This is a genomic window from Gordonia sp. YC-XJ4 (assembly GCF_059511865.1).
The window spans coordinates 608,539-630,337 of the sequence record NZ_CM183447.1 but is presented as its reverse complement, the minus strand read 5'-3'; the positions used below and the strand labels follow the sequence as shown (position 1 = coordinate 630,337).

Here is a 21,799-nt window from a genome sequence, read left to right as displayed (position 1 = left end):
ACCACCGGTTCGAGACCCCCTGCGCCAATGCCGATTCCGACCCAGCACCAACCGACGGCGGCCTCGAGGCCCCTCGCCACAGGGGGTCGTCACACCTCGACCATCGAGAAGCGTGCACCCATCCCGATGGTCGATGCGCTTGCCCCGATGGTCGAGGTGCGTAGGAGCGATAGCGACGAAGCCTCGAGACCCCCCTGCGCCAAGACTGTTTCCGACCTACTCCGTGACCGCGAGCGCGGCGAGCGGATCGCTGTAGACGGCGTCGAGGGAGACCGCACCGGCTGCCTGCTGCTGGACCGTCGTGCCCGAATGCGAGACGCGGACATCGCGATTGGGCACCACCGAGGTCTCCCGCAGCGATCCGGCGACGACGGGCAGGGTCGTCGGGTAGTCGGTGAAGGCCTGCCCACCGAGGATCACGTGATCGGGGTTGAAGATGTCGGCGATCAGTGCCACCGTACGGCCGAGCACCTGGGCTCGCTCCTCGAGCAGGGCGCGGGCGGTCGCGTCACCGCTGCGGGCCAGAGCCAGCACCCCCTCGATGTCGTTGACCGGCAGATTCAGCGACTGCGCCGCCTCGACGACACCCGTATCCGACACGGTGGGCTCGAGCCGACCGGTCCGGTTCGGGTCGAGCAGCGTGGTACCCGACGCAGGGAAGTGCCCGATCACCGGCGGCCCTCCGGCAGGGGTGTGCACGGTGCCGTCGACGCTGAAGGCGATCCCGACCATCTCGCGGGCGTAGAAGTACAGGAAGCTCGACCGCTGATCGGCGTCGGAACCGCTGGGGTTCACGACGAGCTCGGCGGCGGCCATGGCCTCCACATGCGACGCCACCGACACCGGCAGCCCCACCGACTCGGCGATGACCTGCCCGACCGGAGCGTTCTCCCAACCCAGGCGTGGGTGGTCGACGAATCCGCCCGGCGACACCCGACCGCCGACGGCGACGCCGGCCCAGAGGACGCGACGAGTGGTCCAGCGGCCGAGAAAGCGTTGGGCGCTCTCGCCGATTGCGGCGAGGGTCTGTTCCGGGGTGTCGGCGATCGGGGTGGGGATCTGGATCGCGCCGACCACGCGGTGGAGCAGATCATGCGTGGTGATGGAGGTGACCTTGTAACCGATGTGGATGCCCAGGGTCAGGAACGTCGAGACGTTGAGTTCGAAGGGCAGTCGCGGCCGCCCGATGGCGCCGGCCGGTGCGAGATCGGCGCGTTCACGCAGCAGTCCGGCCTTGAGCAGTGCGCCGACCTGGCGGTTGACCGTCGAGATGGACAGTCCGGTGAGTTCGGCGGCTTCGTCCCGGAACACCGGGCCCGAGAGTCGGGCGGTACGCAGCACCAGCGCCGAGGGCTTGGTGGAGAGTTCGAGTTGCGGGGTCGCTACGTGGATGCCTCGACCCCCCTTGCGCAGCGCCCGCGTATCGACCCGGGCGGAACCACCGGGGATCGGACGGGGCCGGACGACGCGCGGCGAGGCGGGCGACGGAACGGTGGTGCGGGTGCGGTGGTCGATCGTTGCGGTCATGAGTGAATGTGTCCTCGTGAATGTGCCACAGGCTGCCATCGGCGTCCAACGGTCGAGTGTCTCGACGGGGGCTGCGGCGCCGAGGCTTTCAGCACCGCGAATGGCGTTGTTGTGGGAAGGGTTGTCAAAGAGGCGAAGGAGATCGCGGGCGTCGGGAAAGGACGCTGAGAGACTCGGCGATCAGGACATTCGACAACAACACAGGACACGAGCGAACGGCAGACGACAACCCAGGGCGGTGATCATGTAGGTCACCTCCGGGATGCGTCTGTTCTCGCTGCACGTCATGGACCTCAAGCTAGCAATCGGCGCGCCGCATCCGCAAGCGCGCACGTGCACACGTCACACCTGGCAACACGCGCCCTGACCTGCACACATGGGCGCTCACCGGCGATGATAGGCCGACCGTGGTGCGTCGACCCGGGTTTGACGCACGCCGCACAAAAGTCGCCGGGGCCGCCACCGGGTCGTGAGTCTGTCAATCGCCTGGAAGCTGTCGGGGGGCCGTCGTAGCCTTGTCTGCATGTCCGTCACCCCCGCCACTCCTCCGGCGACGACTCTGTCCTCCGGCCCCTCCGACGCCGAGTTCCTGGCGGCCACCGAGCCCTTCCGCCGCGAGATCATCGCCCACTGTTACCGCATGATGGGGTCGCATCACGACGCCGAGGATCTCACCCAGGAAACCTATCTACGCGCGTGGCGCGGGTATGCGAAGTTCGACCGGCGCGCGTCGGTCCGCACCTGGCTGCACAAGATCGCCACCAACACCTGCTTGACGGCGCTGGGCAGCAGCCAGCGTCGCCCGCTGCCGTCCGGACTCGGCGGCGACGCGTACGACCCCACCGACACCCTCACCCAGGACCACGAGGTCCCCTGGCTCGAGCCGTACGCCGGCACCGTCGACGAGATCACGCCGGGCGACGACGCCGACCCCGCCTATGTCGTCGGCGCACGCGAATCCATTCGTCTCGCGTTCATCGCCGCCCTGCAGCACTTGCCCGAGCGTCAGCGCGCCGTTCTGATCCTGCGGGATGTGTTGCAGTGGAAGGCAGCCGAGGTCGCCGACACCATCGGCGTCACCACCGCCACCGTCAACAGTCTGCTTCAGCGCGCTCGGGAGCAGCTGAAAAATGTTCGCACCGAAGAGGATTCGGTATCCACACTCGATGACGACGCGAAGCGCGAGTTACTGGCCAAGTACGTGTCGGCCTTCGAACGCTACGACGTCGACGCCATCGTCGACATGTTCACCGATTCGTCGATCTGGGAGATGCCGCCGTTCACCGGTTGGTATCTCGGCGGCGAAGCCATCGGCACGCTCATCCGCGGCAATTGCCCTGCCGAGAAGGCAGGCGATCAGATCCTGCTGCCCACCATCGCCAACGGGCAGCCGGCCTTCGGTTTGTACATGCGCGAGCCCGACGGCGTCCATCGTCCGTTCCAACTGCAGGTTCTCGAGTTGGACCCCGAAGCCCGTGCGGTCGCCCACGTGGTCGCCTTCTTCAGCGAGACCATGGAGCAGGACTTCGCCCGCTTCGGGCTCCCGGCCACCCCGTATGAAGCTCCTGCCGCGGCCGGCCCCAGCGCGTATCACCAGCCGGACTGAGTCACCCACCCGTCACGCGATGTTCTCCGACGCCACTCCATCTCGCCGCGGGCGCCCGCGACCCTTCGCCCGGTACATGGCCTGATCGGCCTGTTCGACCAGCTCGTCGAACAGGTTGGCCGACAACGGCTCTGCTGCGGTGGCGATTCCGGTCGACACCGTGATCGACGGGTCCGGGAACGCACTGATCGCGCGGGCGGCGGCCCGGGCGCATGCCCGGAACCGGTGGTCACCGACCCGGCCGATGACCACGAATTCGTCGCCACCGACGCGCGCGATGAGTGCCTCGGGACCGAAGACCTCGGTGAGTACGTCAGCCACCCGGGTGAGCGCGGCGTCGCCGGCACCGTGCCCGAAGGTGTCGTTGACGTGTTTGAAGTCGTCGACGTCGACCAACATCACGCCGCACGCCTCACCGGAGACCGGGTGCACCACGGACTCGGCGTCGAGACGTGCCAGATGGTCGACGAGGCCACGCCGGTTGGCGACGCCGGTCAACGGATCGCACAGTGAGTCGTCGGCGTTGGTACGCATCACCCAGTATGCGAACTGCACGACCGGCAGGCCCGCACACACCATCATCTCCCCCAACGCCTTCGGCATCCCGACCCCGACGAGCACGGCGATACCCTGCTCCCGGCCCAGCAAGATCAGCAGGACCACGAGCACCACGCCCGTGACGGTGAGGTGGACGGCCTGCACGCTCGGGGTGGAGAACAGTGCCACCACGATGCCGAGGACGGCGAAGAACGAGATGCCGGCGATACCGGTGATGCGGTCGGAGTGTTGCAGACAGGCGGCGCCGATGGTGATGTCCCCGACGATGACCAGCCCGACGATCTCGCGCTGGTTGGGCCATGGCCCCAGCCAGCGCAGCGCCCACAGCACCCCCACCGCCACGCAGATCCACATGACCAACCGGCTGCTCGAGTAGGCCAATTGCGCGCCCACGATCGCATTGAACAGCACCGCCAGAGCCATCACCAGCCCGCCGAGGGCACAGCAGTGCGCCAGGAATCGTCCCCACCCGCGCCGCGCGCAGAACTCGCGTAGCCACCGGCCCTCGTCGCCGGAGCGTGACCATTCGCGAATGAGGTCACGAACCGGCCGGCGACCGACTCCACTCGGTTGTTGCCCTGCGTGCGACTCGCCTGTATGCGACTTGCCTGTGCGCGTCTTCTCCACCTCACAGTCCTCCCCACCGCATCCGGTGCCCGGAACGGACCATCGCGATTCACTGAAACAAATAATCGCATTCGGCAGGCGCAACGTTACTGCCGAGTCAGCTATCGGTCATTCACTTCGCCAACCCGGCTCGCCGGCGATCTGCGCGCCGTCCATCCACACGAACTCCCAGGCGTGCCCGTCGGGGTCGCAGAAACTGCGGGCATACATGAAGCCGAGGTCGTCGGCGGCACGCAGCGGCGTGGCCCCGGCGTCGAACGCCGCGTCGGCGCATCGGTCCACCTCGGTCCGAGACGACGCCGACAACGCCAGAACTGCCTCCCGCCCGGCTCGCAGATCAGCCACCGGCGACGACGCGTAGCCGCAGAAACGGTTGCGGCGGTGCATGATCACCATCGTCTGCTGGTTCACCGACATGCACAGGGTGGACCGATCGCAGAACATCTCGTCGAAGACGAATCCGAGCCGGCCGAAGAACTCGCGCGATCGCGACACGTCGGCGACGGGCAGATTGACGAACATCATCGGCGCCACCACCCACCGCCCGGTCCGGAGCTGCGCCGTCCGCGCCGTCCGGAGAAGGGTGTCGGGGGATCGCAGCTGTGCATCGTCACCAAGGACTGACCCGTCGGCACCCGCGAAGTCATCGGCAGAGGTCATGCCCACCCTCGAGGTCACCGACGTCGAGGCCCCCAATAGGCTCGGTTCATGGGTGTCATCTATCTGGTGCGGCACGGTCAGGCCGACCCGCAGGCGTACGGGATCGTCGGGTCGCAGGACTCGAGCGCCTCCGGTGAGGTCGGCGGACTCACCCCCACCGGGATCGTGCAGGCCGGTCTCACCGGCGATCTCCTGGCCGCGCAGACCGCGCGGATCACCACGGCCATCTGCGGCGATCTGCCGCGTCAGCGCGACACCCTCGCCGGGGTGCTGAGCCGCTTCGACGACGCCCCCGAGGCGGTGATCGACCCGCGCTGGAACGAATACGCGCTGCCGGCGCTGGTCGGCGAGGCGAGCGCGGCCGAGTTCGCCGACGGTCGCAACTATCAGAAACGGCTCGACGATTCGCTGTCGGCCTGGATCGATCGCGACGACACCCCGGATGCCGCGCACGACGGTAGCGGCGAGACCTACCGCGCCTTCCGCGAACGCGTGGACGCCGCCGGACACGACGCCGCCGCGCACGCGGGCAGCGGCCAGACGGTGCTGGTGGTGTCCTCGGCGGGCGTGATCGCCCAGTGGATCGCCGACCTGTGGGATGTGCCCTCGCAGCGGTGGCCCGCGGTGGCGCGCGCCATGATCAACGCGTCGGTGACCAAGCTGATCGTCGGACGCCGCGGCGTCTCGGTCGTCTCGTTCAACGAGCACACCCACCTCGACGACCGTGACGGTGGTGTCGCGACCTTCCGGTAGGGCCTACGCCCGGGTGCTCACCCGACGTATCGCAGCCCCGCCGCGATGAACTCCGCCGTCGCCTCCGAGGCCTTCTCTGCGCCGGCCTCCGGGGAGGCCCCGGCCCGGGCGCGATGGCTGATGCCCTCGGCGATCACACCGAGTTTGAGACTCGCCAGCGCGAGGTAGAAGTCCCAGTCCCCCAGGTCGTTTCCGGTCGCGGTCACATAGCGCTGGGCGATCTCGGCGGCCGACGGGTACCGCGGACTGGTCCAGGCGGCGTCGAATCCGAGAACGGTGTCGAAGACCGGTTCCCGGTAGATGCACATCAGGGCGACGTCGGTGATCGGGTCGCCGAGCGTCGACATCTCCCAATCCACCACCGCGGCAACCTTTCCGGGGTCGGTGGCGTCGAGGATGGTGTTGTCGACGCGGTAGTCGCCGTGCACGATGGTCGCGCGGGCGTCCTGTGGGACGCGGTCGGCGAGGATGCCACACAGCCGCTCCACGTCGGGCAGCTCTCGGGTCTTGACGATGCCCCACTGACGCGCCCACAGTTTCACCTGGCGACCGGCAAAGCCTGCGGGGCGGCCGAATTCGCCGAGGCCGACCGTCTCGTAGTCGACGGCGTGCAGCGCCGCGAGGGTGGCGACGAGCCCGTCGAGATTGCGGTCGACCTCCGTATCGGAGAGCGCGTCGAGTTCTGCGGCGGTCCGGATGACGGTTCCGTCGATGAATTCGACGACGGTGCACGGCGCACCGAGGATCGCACCGTCGGCGTCGAAGGCGACGGTCGGCGCCACCGGCACATCGGTGGCACCGAGCGCGCTGGTCACCGTCCACTCCCGGGCCATGTCGTGCGCGGACGGCGTGAGGCCTCCGGTGGGTGGTCGGCGGGCGATCCACTTCTTCACCCCGTCGGTGACCGAGAAGGTCAGGTTGGACTTGCCGCCGCTGACCAGATCGATCTGCAGATCACCGGCGACGTCGACATCGTTGTCCTCCAGGAACTTTCGCAGAACCGCGGGATCGAGGACGCTCCGGGGATCGAATGCGGCGCTCACTGGGCGGCCTCCGCGGCCGCTGCGGCCTTGCGGGCACGCCCGATGGTGCGACGGGCGATCGCCCACCGGTGCACCTCGGATGGTCCGTCGTAGACCCGGAAGGGCCGCAACTCGTTCTGCAGGCGGGCCAGCGGCAGGTCGTCGGAGACGCCGGTGCCACCGCACATCTGGATGGAGCGGTCGGCGATCCGGGTGAATGCCTCGGCGGCAAAGGTTTTCGCGATCGAGGTCTCGTTGGACGCGTGGCCTCCGCGATCGAGTTCGGCGCACGCCTTGACCAGGAGCGCGCGGGCGGCCGCGAGGTCGATCTCGTTGTCGGCGACCATCTGCTGGATCATGCCGAGATCGGCGAGTTTGCCGCCGAAACCCTCACGGCGCGAAACGTAGTCGACCGCGACGTCCTGACAACGCACCGCCGAACCCATCCAGCGCATCACGTGGGTCATGCGGGCCGGGCCGAGCCGCACCTGGGCGTAGCGGTATCCCTCGTCGACCTCACCGAGTACGTCGGCATCGGGGACGAAGACATCGGTGAACCGGACCTCGCAGTGACCGCCGACCATCGACCGGTCGGTGGTGTGGATGTGACGGCCCACGGCGATGCCCTCGCGGTCGGCGGGGGCGAGGAACATCGTCGCACCGCCCCGGTCGCCGGGCGAGCCCGCGGTGCGCGCCATGATGATGAAGAACCCGGCGCCGTCGGCCCCGGTGATGAATCGCTTCTCGCCGTTGATCTTCCAGCCGCCGTCAACCTTGGTCGCAATGGTGGCGAGGGCGTTGGGGTCCGAGCCGGCACCGGGCGACGGCTCGCTCATCGCGAACGCCGAGCGCACATCACCGGCAGCCAGGGGTGCGAGGTAGGTGTGGCGCTGTTCCTCGCTCGCGATGTGGGCGAGCATGTGCACGTTGCCCTCGTCGGGCGCCCCGATGTGCAGCGCCACCGGACCGAAGGTCGAATAACCGGCCGCCTCGAACACCGGAGCGCGGTCGGACATGTCGAGCCCCAGCCCGCCGAATTCGACCGGCGCGTGAGGCGCGAAGATGCCCTCGGCCTTGGCCTTGGCGTTCATCTCCCGGCGGATCTCGTCGCCGCCCGCGGCCTCGATGTCGCCGCCGAAGCGCTCCTCGATCGGCAGCACATACTCCTTGATGAAGCGGGAGGTCTTGGTGACCAGATCCTCGACGTCGGCGCCGTAACTCAGGTCAATGGGCATTCGGTCTCCTCAACTGAAGCCCGATCAGCCCATGCCGACCGAGCGTTCGCTCTGTCGAGACCACACCTTGCCATCCCACCGGTCGTGGGTCAAGCGCTCGGCTCAGCCCCGACGGTAGCCGACGATCTGGCGGGCGAGAACCAGGTTCCGGCGGATCAATTCGTCGGCACCGAGTTCTCCGTCGAGCTTGAACCAGGTCGACACCCCGACACACATGGTCGCCACCGCACGCGCGGCATCCTTGGGGTACTCGGTCTCGAAGTCGCCCGCCTCCACCCCGGCGAAGACGATCTCGTCGACCATGTGCTGTTGTCGGTCCCGATGCCCGATGTAGGTGGGCTTGTACGAGTCGTCGAGGCTGCGGATCTCGGTGGACCCGACGAAGGCCTGTTCACGGCGATACATGTGGAAACGCAACAGCGACTCGACGACGGCGTCGAAGCGTCTCACCGGCTCCGGCCCCGCCTCGCGGATCGCCTGCTCGGAGCGGGCCAGCAGATCGGTCATGGTGCGCTCGAGCAACCCCTGCAGCAACGACTGCTTGGACGGGTAGTGGTGATACAGCCCGGGTACCGACAGGCCCGCGCGCGCGGCGATCTCCCGGACCGAGGTGCCGTGATAGCCGTGCTCGGCGAATGCGGCCAGCGCGGCGGCCAGCGGCACCGGCAGCTCGGCCTCGCCGTAATCGCGCCACGACGACGTGGTCTGCACGGCCTCCGACGCGTGCGCTCCCTCGGGACCATCCGACCGGGAATCCGCTGTCGCCTCCTCGACCCCTGTGTCACCCACTCCGTCGCTCATGGCTCCAACATATCGTCACCACCGTCGGTGACCGCACCCACCAGCGACATCATCAGCCGCACGCTCAGCGCGACGAGCTCGTCGCGACCCAGCGGGATCTCGTCGTCGAGCCACGTGGAGACGAGGCGACCGAGCCCCCCGACCTGGAATTGGGCGGCAGCGATGGCCGCCGGACCGACCTCCGTCGCGAGCGCATCGGAGGCGGCGTGCAGGGTCAACATCGCGAACAGCCCGGTGGATTCGTTGCGTTTGGCGGCCACGACCGGCGACAGCAGGGACGGTGAGAACAGCAACTGCCCCTTGCGGCGGTCGGCGTCGACGATGTCGACGATCGCACCGACGGCACCGGAGACCTTTCCGGCCACGCCGACCCCGGCGGCGAAGGCGGTCAGCGCCGCCTCCGAGATCTCCTCGATCACCCGGTCGAACGTGGCCGCGACCAGCGCGTCTGCCGATTCGAAACTCTCGTAGAAGTAGCGCGGGTTGAGCCCGGACGCCCGGCAGATACCGCGCACCGTGACCGCCCCCTCGGCGTCGAGGAGTTCCAGCGTCGCGTCCATCAGCGCCTCGCGGCGACGGGAGATCCGCTCGTCGCCGTCGACACCCCCGTAGGAACGCAGCGGTGCACCGGCGGCCTGCGGGTCGGCGCGCACGGCATCCGATTCGGCCTGCGGTGTCGCATCGCGCGGGGAGCCGTCGGTCACGGCTCCCATCTTGTCATCCTCCCTTGACATCTTTCGGCGAGAACAGGTTCAATCAATCGGGAAACATCCGTTACCAGATTGGCGCGATTCGAGGGGTCTCGCGCACATCCGGTCCGATCGGAGGTCGGAACATGACCACACAAGACGCCGCGGCACTCGGCACGTCGGCGGCACTCGGCAATTCACCACTCCCGCACGACAGTGCCCTCGAGGCCAACCTCGCCGCACCCGCCCCGGACACCGAATTCCTGCCGCGCGCGGCGCGTATGTCGCGGGCCGAGCTCGACGCCCTGCCCGCGGCGAACATGGAGATGCTGGGCATCGCCACGCTGGCCGGTCCGGCCAACGTGATCATGCAGCTGGCACTACCGGCCGTCGGCTACGGCGTGTACGAGAGCCGGGTGGATTCGGGCAACCTGTTCAAGCACCCGGTCAAGCGCACCCGCACCACGCTCGCCTATCTCGCGGTGGCGGCCAGCGGCGACCCCAAGGTGCGCAAGGCCTATCGCCGCGCGGTCGGGCGCTCGCATGCCAAGGTGCGCTCCACACCCGAGAGTCCGGTGAAGTACAACGCCTTCGATCCCGAACTGCAGCTATGGGTGGCGGCCTGCCTCTACAAGGGGTGGGAGGACGTGCAGCGCATCTTCGGTGACCCCGACGCGATCACCGAACAGGCCTACCAGGCCGGCGCCGTCATGGGCACCACCCTGCAGATGCCACGAGAGATGTGGCCGGCGACCCGCGCCGACTTCGACGACTACTGGAACGGCATGATCGATCGGCTCGAGATCGACCCGGTCATCCGCGATCACCTCATGTCGATCGCTCGCATGGAGTTCGCCCACCCGATCGTCTCGCGGCTGTTCGGGTGGCATTCGGAGATCTTCACCCTCGGCTTCTTGCCCGAGGGCTTCCGCGCCGCCATGGGCATCGAGATGAAGCCGTGGCAGCAGCGATTCTTCGACGTGCACAACGCGATTGCCCGCGCGATCATCCAGCGCCTGCCGAAGCCGTTGCGCGCCTTTCCGTTCAACCTGCTGCTCGCCGACGTGAAGTGGCGGATGCGGACCAAGCGCCCGCTGGTCTGAGGTCGCGGGCGGGCGTCAGATCCGCCGCAACGCGTCGGCGTCCACTTCGTCGACCGAGGTGACGCCGGCCAGTCCGAGCGTGAGATCCAGCTCGGCGATGATGTTGGCCACCACGTCCCGGGCACCGTCGGCGCCGTCGATCGCCAGCCCGTACATGTGCGGGCGACCGATGCATACTGCGTCGGCGCCGAGTGCCAGCGCCTTGAACACGTCTGCGCCGGTGTAGATCCCGGAGTCGACGAGGACCTTGCACCGCCCGTCGACGACCGGTGCGATATCGGTGAGCGCGTCCAGTGAGCTGATCTCACCGTCGATCTGGCGGCCGCCGTGATTGGACACGATGATGCCGTCCACCCCCGCGTCGACGGCAGCGCGGGCGTCGTCGGGATGCAGCACTCCCTTGAGGACGACCGGCAGCGACGTCCGCTCACGCAGGGAGGCGATCTCGGTCCAGCTCAGCGACGGACGCGAGTAGATGTCGAGGAAGGTCTGCACGCCCACGCGCGGTTCGGGCCGGATCAGGTTGCGCAGCAACGTTCCCGGCGTGTTGCGGGCTATCGAGAACAGGGTCTTGAGGGCACCGAGGGAGATCTCGGGTCTCTCGCCGGACGCACCCGCGGCGCGGCCGGCGACGATCTCGGTGAACCGTGGGTCGGAGGTGTACTGGGCGATGCCCTCACCCTTGGCGAAGGGCAGCGAACCGAGGTTCAGGTCCTGGGGCCGCCATCCGAGCATCGTGGTGTCGAGGGTGACGGCGACGGCCTGGGCGCCGGCGTTCTCGGCGCGGCGCAGCAGCGAGTCGACGAGATCGTCGTCGGTGGACCAATACAGCTGAAACCAGCGTGGCGCACCGGATTTCACACGATCCATCTCGGCGGCCACCCGTTCCATCGGCGCACTGCCCTGATTGGAGAAGATGTAGGGCACACCGAGTTCGGCGGCCGCGTGCCCGATGTGGACGTCGGCGTCACGCATGGCCAGCCCACCCGCTCCCACCGGCGCGAACAGGATCGGCGCGGGCAACCGGGCACCGAACAATTCCGTCTCGAGGCTGCGCTGCGACACATCGCGCAGCACACGCGGCACGATCGCCCACCGATCCAGGGCCGCCCGGTTGGCCGCCATCGTCCGCCCCTCCCCCGCACCGCCGGCGATGTAGGCCCACGCCCGCTCCGACATTGCCTTGCGGGCACGACGCTCGAGTTCGGCGAAGTCGGTGGGCACCGTGGGGCGCCGATCGTGAATGCCTGCGGTGTAGATGTCGTTCTGGCGGATGCGTCCCCACCCCGGCGTGGTCATCGCGACCTCCTCGTGTCGGCAGCCCGTGCGACATCCATCGTCGGGCATCGCAGTCGAAGATACGCACCGCTCACCCGGCGAGGCTGTGTGCGGTCCGGCCGTGGGCGAGCACGCGCTTGCGCGCCACGAGCCCCTGCACCCCGAGGCTGATGCCGAGGAACACCAGGATCGTCGCGCTCTCGAGCCCACCGAGGCTGCCCCGTGGCTCACCGAAGACCGTCGGGCCGAACACCGCGATGGCCAGGTGCGCGCCGATGGCGACGAACCACAGCGCGATGGTCACCGCATTGCCCCGTCGCACCATCACCCCCGCGGCGTTGCGGTAGATGTGCATCGTGTGCCCGCGCGGAACGGCGATGAGCGCGGCCACCACGAACCCGAGCAGCGTCGAGACGACCTCACCGACCGTCAACCGCGGTGCGTGTTGGAGGTAGTTCACGGAGCTGATGACGCCGATCACCAGCAGGATCACCGGGAGTTTGAGCGGGTTGTCCTTGATCGGCCGTTCGGTGAGTTGGCGGTAGAAGATGTAGCCGAGGACGATGACGCCGACAACGATGGGCAGAGCTGTGTTTGTGGACATGCCTTCACTCTCGCCAACTCTCGCGACGAGGTCGTCCACCCCGGGGTGGATGCCGGGTTGATCCTTGCGCGTGCGACTCCGCGAGCCGGCACACCCTCGATACGGTGAGTCGTGCCCAGCATTGCGCGTGTTCTCAACCCCGGGCGGGCGAGCCCCGACATCCTCGCGGTGCGGTACGCGGTCTGCGCGCTGGTGATCGCCTCGGCGGTACTCGACACGACGTCGGTGCCACCGTGGCGCGTGGCGCCTGGATGGATCGCCACCGCGGTTCTCGTGGTCTGCCTGGTGCGTGGGGGCATGCAACCCACGACCGCGCCGCGCTTTCTCTCCTCCACCTCACTCGGCGACTCGGCGATCGTCATCGGTGCCGCCGTCGTCGTCGGCGTCGCCTTCGCCGGCGGCGCGACCGTGTGGATTCCCCAACTCGGCGTGGCCGCGTCCGCGCTTGCACCCGTTGCCCTCCCCGTCACCGCCGCCCTGGCCGCCGTCCCGATGCTCGCGCTGACGGTCCACTGGTCACAACTACATCAATCCGGGTGGACGCTGGTGATCAATCTGATGGTCGCCGTGGTGGTGTTCGGATGGGTGCATCTTCGGCGCTACCGGCGTGAGGTCGCCGAAGTCGCTGCAGCACAACAGGAGATCATCGATTCCGAGCGCGCGCGTGCCGTCGATGCGGAGAACCGTCGGATACTCGCCGCCCAACTCCACGACGTGCTCGCCCACACCTTGTCCGGGTTGATCATCACCCTGCAGGGTGCCGCGCTCGTCGCCCGACGCGAGGATGTTTCGGCCGACCTCGCCGAAAAGCTGGACACCGCAACGACCTTGGCGAAGGACGGCCTGGGTGAGGCACGAGAAGCGGTCCGATCGTTGCGCGACGGACCCGCGGCGAGCGCCGCACCGTTGAGCGCCTGGCTGGAGCCGACCCTGAAACGCCTCGGTACCGCAACCGAATTGCAGGTGACGGTCGCGGGTTCGCCCGACGATCTCGACGCCGGATGGACCGCGATCGCCCGATCGGTGGTGATGGAGGGGCTGACCAACTCGTTACGCCACGCCGCGGGCGCACCGGTGCGCATCGAGTTCGGGGCGGAGGGCCTCCGGATGCTCTCCGTCGGCGATCCCGACGGGTTCACCGATCGCGAACACGACAGCGGCAGATACGGTTTGGCCGGTCTCGCCGAACGGGTCGCGGCGGCCGGCGGTAGGCTGACCCACGGCCCGTGCGAGGAAGGATTCGAGCTCATCATGACGGTGACGACGTGACGGTGACGACGTGAGGGTGATGACGTGACGGTGACGGTGGTGATCGCCGACGATCAGACCGTGGTGCGCGAGGGCCTGCGGTCGATGCTCTCGCTGTTCGACACCATCGAGGTCCTCGGGGTGGCGGCCTCGGCCGAATCCGCCCTCGACCTCGTCGCCGGGACCGACCCCGACGTATTGCTCACCGACCTCCGCATGCCCGGTGTCGGTGGCATCGAGGGAATACGACGGCTGCGCGCCGACGGATCACGCACTGCCGCAGTGGCGTTGACGACCTACGACGACGACACCACGATCGTCGAGGCCCTCGACGCCGGGGCCGTCGGATTCCTCAACAAGGACGCCGATCCCGAGGCCATCGAGGCGGCGGTGCTCGCCGCGGCCGGCGGTCGGTCGATGCTCGACGAGAAGGCGTTGCGCGCGGTCTTGTCCCACGAGCGGTCGGCTGCGCAGGCGGCACCGGCCGAGGCGCCCGACGGTCTCACCGAGCGTGAGGTGGAGGTGCTCGGCCTGATCGCGCAGGCGATGTCGAATCAACAGATCGCCGCCCACCTCGTCGTCGGCGTGAGCACCGTCAAAACCCACGTCAATCACCTGCTCGCCAAGACCGCGTGCCGCGACCGTGCGGCGCTGGTTGCCTACGCGTATCGGCACGGGCTCGTCTGAGCCCGCGAGGCGCTGCGAATCCGTGCCGACTTCGGGTTTGTGTGTCCTGCATGACACATGTCGTCGACGTCGACACACAAACACACCAGATCACCTCTCGCCGAGGGGGTCCCACGGGTTGATCACCACGATGCCGAGGTCAACGAAGTCGCCCACGTTGCGTGTGGCCAATTGCGCGTCGTGGGTCGCGCAGATCGCCGCGATCTGCGCGTCCGCCATGCTGATCGGCCGCCCGATCCGCTCACGCTCTGCGACGAGCGTCGCGTAGTGCGTCGCCGCGGAGAGATCGAACGGCAGGACCCGTCCGCGAAAGTCGTCGATCAGGAGTTCCTCGACGCGGACACGGAGGTCTTGCTGCTTCCCCCCTTGCGCGAGACGCTCGATCCCGTACAACAGTTCGGCGGCCGTCACCGCGGTGGTCATGACGTCGGCCGATGGTGCGGCATCCACCCAGTCCAGTACGAGCTCGTTCGGATTCGAACGCATCAGTTCGGAGATGACGTTCGTATCGAGGATGATCATGTGAGATCGGGAGCACGCGGCGACTCGTTGCGCGGCGGCATTTCGACGCGGTCGATGTCGGCCCCGGAGAAACGGCGCCGAATCCGCGTGCCCATGCCGATCCCGTCGTCCGGTCTCGTCAGTACATCCCGAAGGATCGCCCTGACCTCGGCTTCCATCGATCGCCCATGCTCGGCGGCACGCACCCGCAGCAGCGCTTTCAGGTCGTCGTCGAGGTCTCGGATCGTCACCGTCCCCATTGCCATCCCCCACATCGGTTTGACTGCAATGCAGTCAATGCTAGCAAGGCCGGCACACATCCGCCGCACTCCTGCGCACACGCACGACGAACCGGTGTCGACGCCCTACGCCGACCCCACCAACACAGCGCCCATCCCGATCATGACCACGGCGACGACGGCGTCGAGGATGCGCCATGCGACAGGCTTGGCGAAGATCGGCGCCATGCGGCGACCGCCGCCGCCCAGGAGTGAGAACCAGATCAGGCTCGCACAGCAGGCTCCGATTGCGAAGGCCCACTTGCCATTTCCATGACTATTGGCGATGGCGCCCATGGTGAGCACGGTGTCGAGGTAGACGTGCGGATTGAGCCAGGTGAGGGCCAGCGCCGTGCCGATCGCCACCCAGCGACTCGCCGTGGTGACCTCGCCGGCATTGTCGACGATCGCCTCCCGACTGCGCAGGCAGCGTCGGGCGGCCATCAGCCCGAGCACGATCACATACGCCCCGCCGAGGTACTTGGCCGCGGTCACCACGCTCGGGTGGGCGCTTACGAGCGCACCGAGACCGGCCACCCCCGCGGTGATGAGCACGACGTCGGAGATCGCGCAGACCGCCACCACCGGGGCCACATGGACGCGTCGCACACCCTGCTGCAGAACGAAGATGTTCTGCGGTCCGATCGCGATGATCAGCCCGGCACCGGTCAGCAGGCCGGCCAGTGCCGGCAGCAGGAATGCGTTCATGTCGACAACGCTAGGAGCGCGACAATCCGAAGGCCAGCGAATGTTTCTCATGAATCATTAGAGTGACTTCATATGGATGTCAGTCAGGACGGCCTGCAAACGCTGGCGACCGTGTTGCGGGCGGGCACTTTCGAGGCCGCGGCGGCGGAATTGCACGTCACACCGTCGGCGATCAGCCAACGCATCAAGGCGATGGAGCACTCCATCGGTCGCGTGCTGGTCCAGCGCACCAAACCGGTGCGGGCGACGCGCGACGGGGAGGTGCTGCTCCGGCTGGCCGAACAGTGGGAACTGCTGGCCACCGAGGCGCGGCTGGAGCTGACCGGCGTCACCTCCGACGGCGCGCACGACGACCAGCCCCTCGTGCACCTACCGATCGCGGCCAACGCCGACTCGCTGGCCACATGGCTGCTGCCCGCATTGGCTCGGTTTCATCACGGCCATCCGGCCGCCGTCGAGGTGATCCGCGACGACGAGAGCCGCAACGCCGACCATTTGCGGACCGGTGAGGTGCTGGGGGCGATCAGCTCGGTCCCGGACCGCATCCGCGGCTGCCGGATGCAGATGCTCGGCGTCATGCGCTACATCCCCGTCGCCACCCCGGACTACCTGGCCCGATGGATGCCGGACGGCCCGACCGAGGCCGCGCTGGCCCGGGCGCCGATGGTGCAATACGACCGCAGCGACAATCTGCAGCGCGAGGTACTGCGCATGCTCAGTCCAGCACCGGCCGATCCACCGGCGGTCTACATCCCGGCCTCCACCGAGTACCACCGAGCGGTCGAGTACGGGATGGGCTGGGGCGCGGTCCCGCGGGTGCAGATCGCCGACGCTCTCGACGCAGGACGCCTGGTCACCTTCACCGAACGGCGCGTCGACGTCCCGCTCTACTGGCAGTACTGGAAGCTCGCCTCGCCCCTGCTCTCGGCCCTGACGGAGTCGATCGTGGAGGCCGCCGCGGAGTTCCTCGGCGCGGCGGATCAGTCCTGATCGGACACCCTTGCGTGCTCGGCATCGACATACGCCGACGCCGACATCTCGTCGTGCATCACCGCGACGGCCGGCCCGGGAGTGGAGAGATCGAGCGGGTGATCGATCTCGTCACGCCACAGCTTGGCCGCGACGTAGAAGACCGCAGCGAACGGTACCGGCGCCAGCCCACACACCACGAACGTCGCGGTGAGTCCGATCGCGTGACTGACCGGGGCCGCCAACGCCATCGACACCGGCATCAGCACCACCGAGACGAAGAAGTCCAGACTGGCCACCCGGCCCAACAGCCCAGGCGGGACGCGACGCTGTAACAGCGTGCCCCACAACACCATCGGCCCGTCGAACAACACCCCCATGATGAATCCGGCGATGATGAACACCCAGGTGTGTCCGGCAACGCCCATGAGCACCAACGGAATCGACGACCAACCCCACAACCCGAACATCAACGTGAGGTATCGCCGCGGCATCGGGATCGAGGCGAACACCAGCGAGCTGATCGCGGCTCCGGCGCCGAAGGCCGCGAGCACCAGCGAATGGTCACCGGCACCGCCGTGCACCCGCTCCCGCAGGGCGAATGGGATGAGTACCTCGATCGGCCCCATCGTCGCCAGCACGAGAATGGTCGCGAAGAACAGCGTCGACCACAACCACGGGGTGCGCCACATGTAGGCGAATCCCTCGGCCAGATCGGTGACGATCGAGGCAATCGCGGGACCGCGCAAGGTGTTCGGGTCACGACGCAACGGCACCGGCCGCATCCGCAGATAACACAGGGCCGAACCCACGCTGGCCACCGCAGCAACCAGCGCCGCCTGGGCGGGGGCGGCCGCGGCGATCACCGCTCCGGCGATCATCGGGCCGGCCGCCTGGAACAGCACCGGCCGGACGATGCCCTCGATGCCGTTGGCGGCCTGCAGCTCATCGGCGGCGACGATGCCCGGCAACAACGCCGAATATGCCGGGTAGTACATGCCGGTGGTGATGCCGCCGAAGACGGCAGCCGCGGCCACGATGGGCATCGTCAGGACGCCGCCGATCGCGCAGAACGCCACGATCGCGAAGACCGCCATCTTGACGATCTCGAGCCCGATGATGATGGAACGCTGCGACACCCGGTCTGCGAGCACGCCGCCGGCCAGCGTCGAGATCACCATGCCGACCGCGGCCAAGCCGGTCGCCAGCGACACCTGGCCCGGTCCCCCGCCGAGACCGATGACCTGCCAGACCAGCGTGATCGTCCACACGCCATCGGAGAACAAAGCAAACATCAGGCCCGCCGCCAGCAACCGATACTGCCCACCGCCGAAGGGGCGCAGCGCGCGCGGCAGGGCGGACGTCGACGAACTCACCTCACGAGCTTGCCCGACGCCGGGCATCGGCGGCCACCGATTTTTCGTGGCGCGCGGCTCAGCTCGCGCGGCGTGAGGTCTTCTTCGCCGCGGTCTTCGACTCGTCGTCGGACCCTGACGACGCCGCCTTCTTGGCCGGCGCCTTCTTCGCTGCGGCCTTCTTGGCCGGCGCCTTCTTTGCGGCCGCCTTCTTCGCCGGAGCCTTCTTGGCGGCCTTCTTCGCGGGCGCCTTCGATACCCCGGAGTCGTCGGACTCCTCGGCCGTACCGCGGTCCTTGACCGATGCCCGCAGCGCGGCGAGCAGGTCGGCGACCTCGGAGTCCTCGTCCTCGGTGGAGTCCTCCTCGGCTTCCGGGAATGCCTCGGAGCCATCGGATTTCGCGTCGATCAGCTTCGCCAGCTCTTCCTGGTAGGTGTCGGAGAACTCGCTCGGGTCGTAGTCCTGCGCCATCGAATCGATCAACGAGGACGCCATCTTCAGTTCCTGGTCCCGGATCTCGACGTCGTCGTCGAGGAACCCGAAATCGGGCTTGCGGACCTCATCGGGCCACAACAGCGTCTGCAGCGTCATCACACCGGGCTCGATGACCCGCAGCGCCGCCATCCGCGTCCGGTTGCGCAGCGTGAACGATGCGATGGCGAGCCGGTCGGTCTCCTGCAGGGCGCGGGCGAGCAAGACGTAGGCCTTCGGTGACTTCGACGACGGTTCGAGATAGTAGGGCTTGTCGAAGTAGATCGGATCGACCTGCTCGACCGGCACGAATTCCAGGATCGAGATCTCCGGGCTCTTCTGCACGGGCAGGGACGCGAGATCGTCCTTGGTGAGGATCACCGTGTCGCCCGCGGAGGATTCGTAGGCATTGGCGATGTCGGAGAACTCGACCTCGGTGTCGGTGCCCTCCCGGACCCGTCGATAACGGATGCGGGTGCCGTCAGACGAGTCGACCTGATACGACTTCCGGTCGTGGCTTTCCGTGGCCGAATAGACCTTGACCGGCACGTTGACCAGACCAAAGCTCAGATCGCCCTTCCAGATCGAGCGCATGGTCGCCATTGTGCCATCCTCACCCGGTCTCTGCGGGTCCCACGCCCATCTCGAGGACGTGGCAGGCTTGAACCATGGCGTCCGGGCAGACACTCGAGGTGGATGGGCACACCATCTCGGTGACCAACCTGGCCAAGGTGCTCTACCCGTCGACCGGCACCCGCAAGTTCGACGTCATCGACTATTACGCGCGGATCGCCGAGGTGATGCTCCCGCATCTGGCCGATCGTCTCGTCACCCGCAAACGCTGGCCCAATGGCGTCGAGTCCACCCCGTTCTTCGAGAAGTCGGTTCCCGAGGGCATCCCCGACTGGGTGACCCGGCGCGGAGTCGAACACAGCAGTCGGATCATCGAATACGTCGTGGCCGATTCACCCGCAACACTGGTGTGGCTCGCACAGATGGCAGCACTCGAGTTGCATACGCCACAATGGCGACTGCCGCGAGACGACGCGCTCGCCGACTTCGCCGCCGAGGGCCCCAAGGCCAACCGACTCGTCCTCGACCTCGATCCGGGGCCCGGGGTCACCCTCGCCGAGTGCGGTGAGGTCGCCCGCGACATCCACGACATGCTCGACGCCGCCGGACTGGACTCGTATCCGGTCACCAGTGGCGGCAAGGGAATTCACGTGTATGCGAGGTTCCCGACGCCGGTGTCGGCGGATTCGGCGCGAACGGTCGCCAAGCAGATCGCGACCTCGTTGGCCCAGCAACAGCCCGATCGGGTCACCGCGATCATGGCGAAATCCGAACGGCCCCACAAGGTGTTCATCGACTGGAGCCAGAACAGCGCGTCCAAGACCACCCTCGCTCCGTATTCGCTGCGGGGCCGCGAACAGCCCTGGGTGGCCGCACCGCGGACGTGGGACGAGATGGCCGATCCCGATCTGACGCAGCTGCTCTACACCGAGGTCCTCGAGCGGATCGAAGAGTGGGGCGATCTCCTCGACGGACTCGACGACGACGGGGTCCCAGCCGACCCGGAGGAGTCGGGTGATTCGGCTGCCGATGCGGCACAACCGGAGTCGGTCTCCGCCGAGGGCGGCCAGGTGATCAACCTGCGCGAGTACCGGCGCAAGCGCAACGCCGCGGTCACCCCGGAGCCCTTCGGTGACACGAAGTTCAGGGACAACGAATTCACGAAGTCACGATCCGGGGTGGACGGGGCCCGGGTGTCGGGAGAGAACGAGCCGGGTGGGCCGATCTTCGTGATCCAAGAACATCACGCCCGGCGCCTGCATTACGACTTCCGGCTCGAACACGATGGCGTGCTGGTGAGTTGGGCAGTACCGAAGAACCTGCCCGACGATCCCGACCAGAACCGCCTCGCCGTGCAGACCGAGGACCATCCGATGGATTACGCCGACTTCGCCGGCGACATCCCGGCCGGTGAGTACGGCGGCGGGCACGTCGAGATCTGGGATCGCGGTACCTACGAGACCGAGAAATGGCGTGACGACGAGATCATCGTCCGGCTGCACGGTGAACGCGTCCAGGGCCGGTACGCGTTGATCAAGACCGGCGACAAGAATTGGCTCGCCCACCTGATGAGCGACGAACCACGACCGATCCTGCCGGAGAGTTTGCGTGATCCGCGCCCGATGCTGGCAACCGATGAATCCATCGAGAAGCTCGACTCGAAGGACTGGGCCTTCGAGGGCAAGTGGGACGGTTATCGCCTCCTGGTTCGTTATATCGGCGGCGAATTCCGGCTCACCTCGCGCTCCGGCCTGGACATGACCGCCGACTTTCCCGAACTCGCTTGCATCACCGACGAACTCGGGCTCATCGACGTCGTACTGGACGGGGAGGTCGTCGCCCTCGACGCCACCGGCCGCACCAATTTCACGCTGCTCGCCGGACGCCGATCGGCCGACGACGAGGTCACCCTCAAGCTGTACCTGTTCGACCTGCTCTACCTCAACGGGACGTCGCTGCTGCGCAAACCGTGGTCGCAGCGGCGCGAGCTACTCGAGGAGCTCGCCCCGGCCTTCCGGCGATCCCGTTACGTCGAGGTACCGCCACTGCTACCCGGGCCGGGCGCCGCGGCCGCCGAGTACAGCCGTGAACATGGGATGGAAGGCGTTGTCGCAAAACGTCGTTCGTCGACCTATCAGCAGGGCCGGCGATCGAATTCGTGGCTCAAGCACAAGAACTGGAGCGACATCGAAGTCGTGATCGGCGGATGGCGGCCGGGCCGTGGGAACCGTGCGCACACCATCGGCTCGCTGCTGCTCGGCCTGCCCGAGGAGACCGGATTGCGCTACGTGGGGCGGGTCGGCACCGGCTTCACCGAATCCCAGCTGAGTGCTCTCGCAGAAGAACTCGAGCCGCTGACCATCCGGCGGTCGCCGTTTCTGGACAAACTGGACCGGCCGGTCGCGGCGAATGCGGTGTGGGTGCTGCCGAAGATCGTGGGCGAGGTGCGCTTCATGGACTGGACGAGCACCGGCCATCTACGACATCCGAGCTGGCGGGGAATCCGGCGCGACAAACTCCCCGGCGACCTCTGACACACCCCTCA

At 67.7% G+C, this 21,799-nt stretch carries 21 protein-coding genes; 7 read left to right on the top strand and 14 right to left on the bottom strand.

Annotated features, from left to right (window positions below; translation table 11 throughout):
- Window positions 1–216: 216 nt before the first annotated feature.
- On the bottom strand, window positions 217–1,527 hold the full coding sequence (locus AC5ZH6_RS02800; protein WP_006369367.1) for an ROK family protein: 1,311 nt from the start codon (window positions 1,525–1,527) through the stop codon (window positions 217–219).
- A 523-nt stretch (window positions 1,528–2,050) separates the two neighbouring features.
- On the opposite strand from AC5ZH6_RS02800, the gene AC5ZH6_RS02795 reads away from it, so the two are divergent.
- Window positions 2,051–3,133, top strand: a complete 1,083-nt coding sequence (locus AC5ZH6_RS02795) for a sigma-70 family RNA polymerase sigma factor (protein WP_006369366.1) — start codon at window positions 2,051–2,053, stop codon at window positions 3,131–3,133.
- Between the two features lie 12 nt (window positions 3,134–3,145).
- On the opposite strand, the gene AC5ZH6_RS02790 is transcribed toward AC5ZH6_RS02795, so the two are convergent.
- Both AC5ZH6_RS02790 and AC5ZH6_RS02785 read right to left on the bottom strand, forming a co-directional pair.
- Window positions 3,146–4,318 (bottom strand): GGDEF domain-containing protein, encoded by a 1,173-nt coding sequence (locus AC5ZH6_RS02790; RefSeq protein ID WP_006369365.1) that lies wholly within the window; start codon window positions 4,316–4,318, stop codon window positions 3,146–3,148.
- 108 nt (window positions 4,319–4,426) lie between these two features.
- On the bottom strand, window positions 4,427–4,843 hold the full coding sequence (locus AC5ZH6_RS02785; RefSeq protein WP_006369364.1) for a VOC family protein: 417 nt from the start codon (window positions 4,841–4,843) through the stop codon (window positions 4,427–4,429).
- Window positions 4,844–5,026: 183 nt separating this feature from the next.
- Between AC5ZH6_RS02785 and AC5ZH6_RS02780 the strand changes: the two genes are divergently transcribed.
- Entirely contained in the window at window positions 5,027–5,731 is a 705-nt protein-coding gene (locus AC5ZH6_RS02780; protein WP_006369363.1) for a histidine phosphatase family protein, read from the top strand.
- 17 nt (window positions 5,732–5,748) lie between these two features.
- On the opposite strand, the gene AC5ZH6_RS02775 is transcribed toward AC5ZH6_RS02780, so the two are convergent.
- The 4 genes from AC5ZH6_RS02775 to AC5ZH6_RS02760 form a co-directional block, all read right to left on the bottom strand.
- Window positions 5,749–6,774, bottom strand: coding sequence for a phosphotransferase family protein (locus tag AC5ZH6_RS02775; RefSeq protein ID WP_006369362.1), 1,026 nt, complete (start codon window positions 6,772–6,774; stop codon window positions 5,749–5,751).
- The gene (locus AC5ZH6_RS02770; RefSeq protein WP_006369361.1) at window positions 6,771–7,988 is read right to left on the bottom strand and encodes an acyl-CoA dehydrogenase family protein; all 1,218 of its coding nucleotides are present in this window, start codon (window positions 7,986–7,988) and stop codon (window positions 6,771–6,773) included. The genes AC5ZH6_RS02775 and AC5ZH6_RS02770 overlap by 4 nt, the downstream gene beginning before the upstream one ends.
- Before the next feature lie 102 nt (window positions 7,989–8,090).
- Window positions 8,091–8,789, bottom strand: a complete 699-nt coding sequence (locus tag AC5ZH6_RS02765) for a TetR/AcrR family transcriptional regulator (RefSeq protein WP_006369360.1) — start codon at window positions 8,787–8,789, stop codon at window positions 8,091–8,093.
- A complete protein-coding gene (locus AC5ZH6_RS02760) occupies window positions 8,786–9,502 on the bottom strand; it encodes a TetR/AcrR family transcriptional regulator (RefSeq protein ID WP_006369359.1) in 717 nt (238 codons plus the stop codon). Before AC5ZH6_RS02760 ends, AC5ZH6_RS02765 begins: the two co-directional genes overlap by 4 nt.
- 122 nt (window positions 9,503–9,624) lie before the next feature.
- Here AC5ZH6_RS02760 and AC5ZH6_RS02755 point away from each other — a divergent pair, with 122 nt between their 5' ends.
- Window positions 9,625–10,581 (top strand): oxygenase MpaB family protein, encoded by a 957-nt coding sequence (locus AC5ZH6_RS02755; protein ID WP_094601710.1) that lies wholly within the window; start codon window positions 9,625–9,627, stop codon window positions 10,579–10,581.
- Window positions 10,582–10,596: 15 nt separating this feature from the next.
- On the opposite strand, the gene AC5ZH6_RS02750 is transcribed toward AC5ZH6_RS02755, so the two are convergent.
- Entirely contained in the window at window positions 10,597–11,880 is a 1,284-nt protein-coding gene (locus tag AC5ZH6_RS02750; protein ID WP_094602151.1) for an alpha-hydroxy-acid oxidizing protein, read from the bottom strand.
- 70 nt (window positions 11,881–11,950) lie between these two features.
- The gene (locus tag AC5ZH6_RS02745) at window positions 11,951–12,463 is read right to left on the bottom strand and encodes a hypothetical protein (protein ID WP_006369356.1); all 513 of its coding nucleotides are present in this window, start codon (window positions 12,461–12,463) and stop codon (window positions 11,951–11,953) included.
- A gap of 111 nt (window positions 12,464–12,574) precedes the next feature.
- Between AC5ZH6_RS02745 and AC5ZH6_RS02740 the strand changes: the two genes are divergently transcribed.
- Window positions 12,575–13,732, top strand: coding sequence for a sensor histidine kinase (locus tag AC5ZH6_RS02740; protein WP_094601709.1), 1,158 nt, complete (start codon window positions 12,575–12,577; stop codon window positions 13,730–13,732).
- Window positions 13,733–13,756: 24 nt separating this feature from the next.
- Entirely contained in the window at window positions 13,757–14,398 is a 642-nt protein-coding gene (locus AC5ZH6_RS02735) for a response regulator (RefSeq protein ID WP_094601708.1), read from the top strand.
- 90 nt (window positions 14,399–14,488) lie between these two features.
- Here the strand turns inward: AC5ZH6_RS02735 and AC5ZH6_RS02730 are convergent, their stop codons facing one another.
- The 3 genes from AC5ZH6_RS02730 to AC5ZH6_RS02720 all read right to left on the bottom strand — a co-directional run bounded on the left by AC5ZH6_RS02730 (window position 14,489) and on the right by AC5ZH6_RS02720 (window position 15,885).
- Complete coding sequence (locus tag AC5ZH6_RS02730) at window positions 14,489–14,920, bottom strand: type II toxin-antitoxin system VapC family toxin (RefSeq protein ID WP_094601707.1); 432 nt, start codon at window positions 14,918–14,920, stop codon at window positions 14,489–14,491.
- Entirely contained in the window at window positions 14,917–15,159 is a 243-nt protein-coding gene (locus AC5ZH6_RS02725) for a FitA-like ribbon-helix-helix domain-containing protein (protein WP_094601706.1), read from the bottom strand. Before AC5ZH6_RS02725 ends, AC5ZH6_RS02730 begins: the two co-directional genes overlap by 4 nt.
- Before the next feature lie 105 nt (window positions 15,160–15,264).
- Window positions 15,265–15,885 (bottom strand): LysE/ArgO family amino acid transporter, encoded by a 621-nt coding sequence (locus AC5ZH6_RS02720; RefSeq protein ID WP_014358581.1) that lies wholly within the window; start codon window positions 15,883–15,885, stop codon window positions 15,265–15,267.
- 72 nt (window positions 15,886–15,957) lie between these two features.
- Here AC5ZH6_RS02720 and AC5ZH6_RS02715 point away from each other — a divergent pair, with 72 nt between their 5' ends.
- Complete coding sequence (locus AC5ZH6_RS02715) at window positions 15,958–16,875, top strand: LysR family transcriptional regulator ArgP (protein WP_020172610.1); 918 nt, start codon at window positions 15,958–15,960, stop codon at window positions 16,873–16,875.
- Here the strand turns inward: AC5ZH6_RS02715 and AC5ZH6_RS02710 are convergent.
- The gene (locus AC5ZH6_RS02710; protein WP_014358579.1) at window positions 16,866–18,257 is read right to left on the bottom strand and encodes an MFS transporter; all 1,392 of its coding nucleotides are present in this window, start codon (window positions 18,255–18,257) and stop codon (window positions 16,866–16,868) included. The two genes, AC5ZH6_RS02715 and AC5ZH6_RS02710, sit on opposite strands and share 10 nt — an antisense overlap.
- Before the next feature lie 31 nt (window positions 18,258–18,288).
- Window positions 18,289–19,275: a non-homologous end joining protein Ku gene (ku, locus tag AC5ZH6_RS02705; protein ID WP_444542625.1), complete on the bottom strand. Its 987-nt coding sequence runs from the start codon at window positions 19,273–19,275 to the stop codon at window positions 18,289–18,291.
- Between the two features lie 74 nt (window positions 19,276–19,349).
- On the opposite strand from ku, the gene AC5ZH6_RS02700 reads away from it, so the two are divergent.
- Window positions 19,350–21,788, top strand: coding sequence for an ATP-dependent DNA ligase (locus AC5ZH6_RS02700; RefSeq protein WP_006369347.1), 2,439 nt, complete (start codon window positions 19,350–19,352; stop codon window positions 21,786–21,788).
- The last annotated feature ends 11 nt before the right edge of the window (window positions 21,789–21,799 follow it).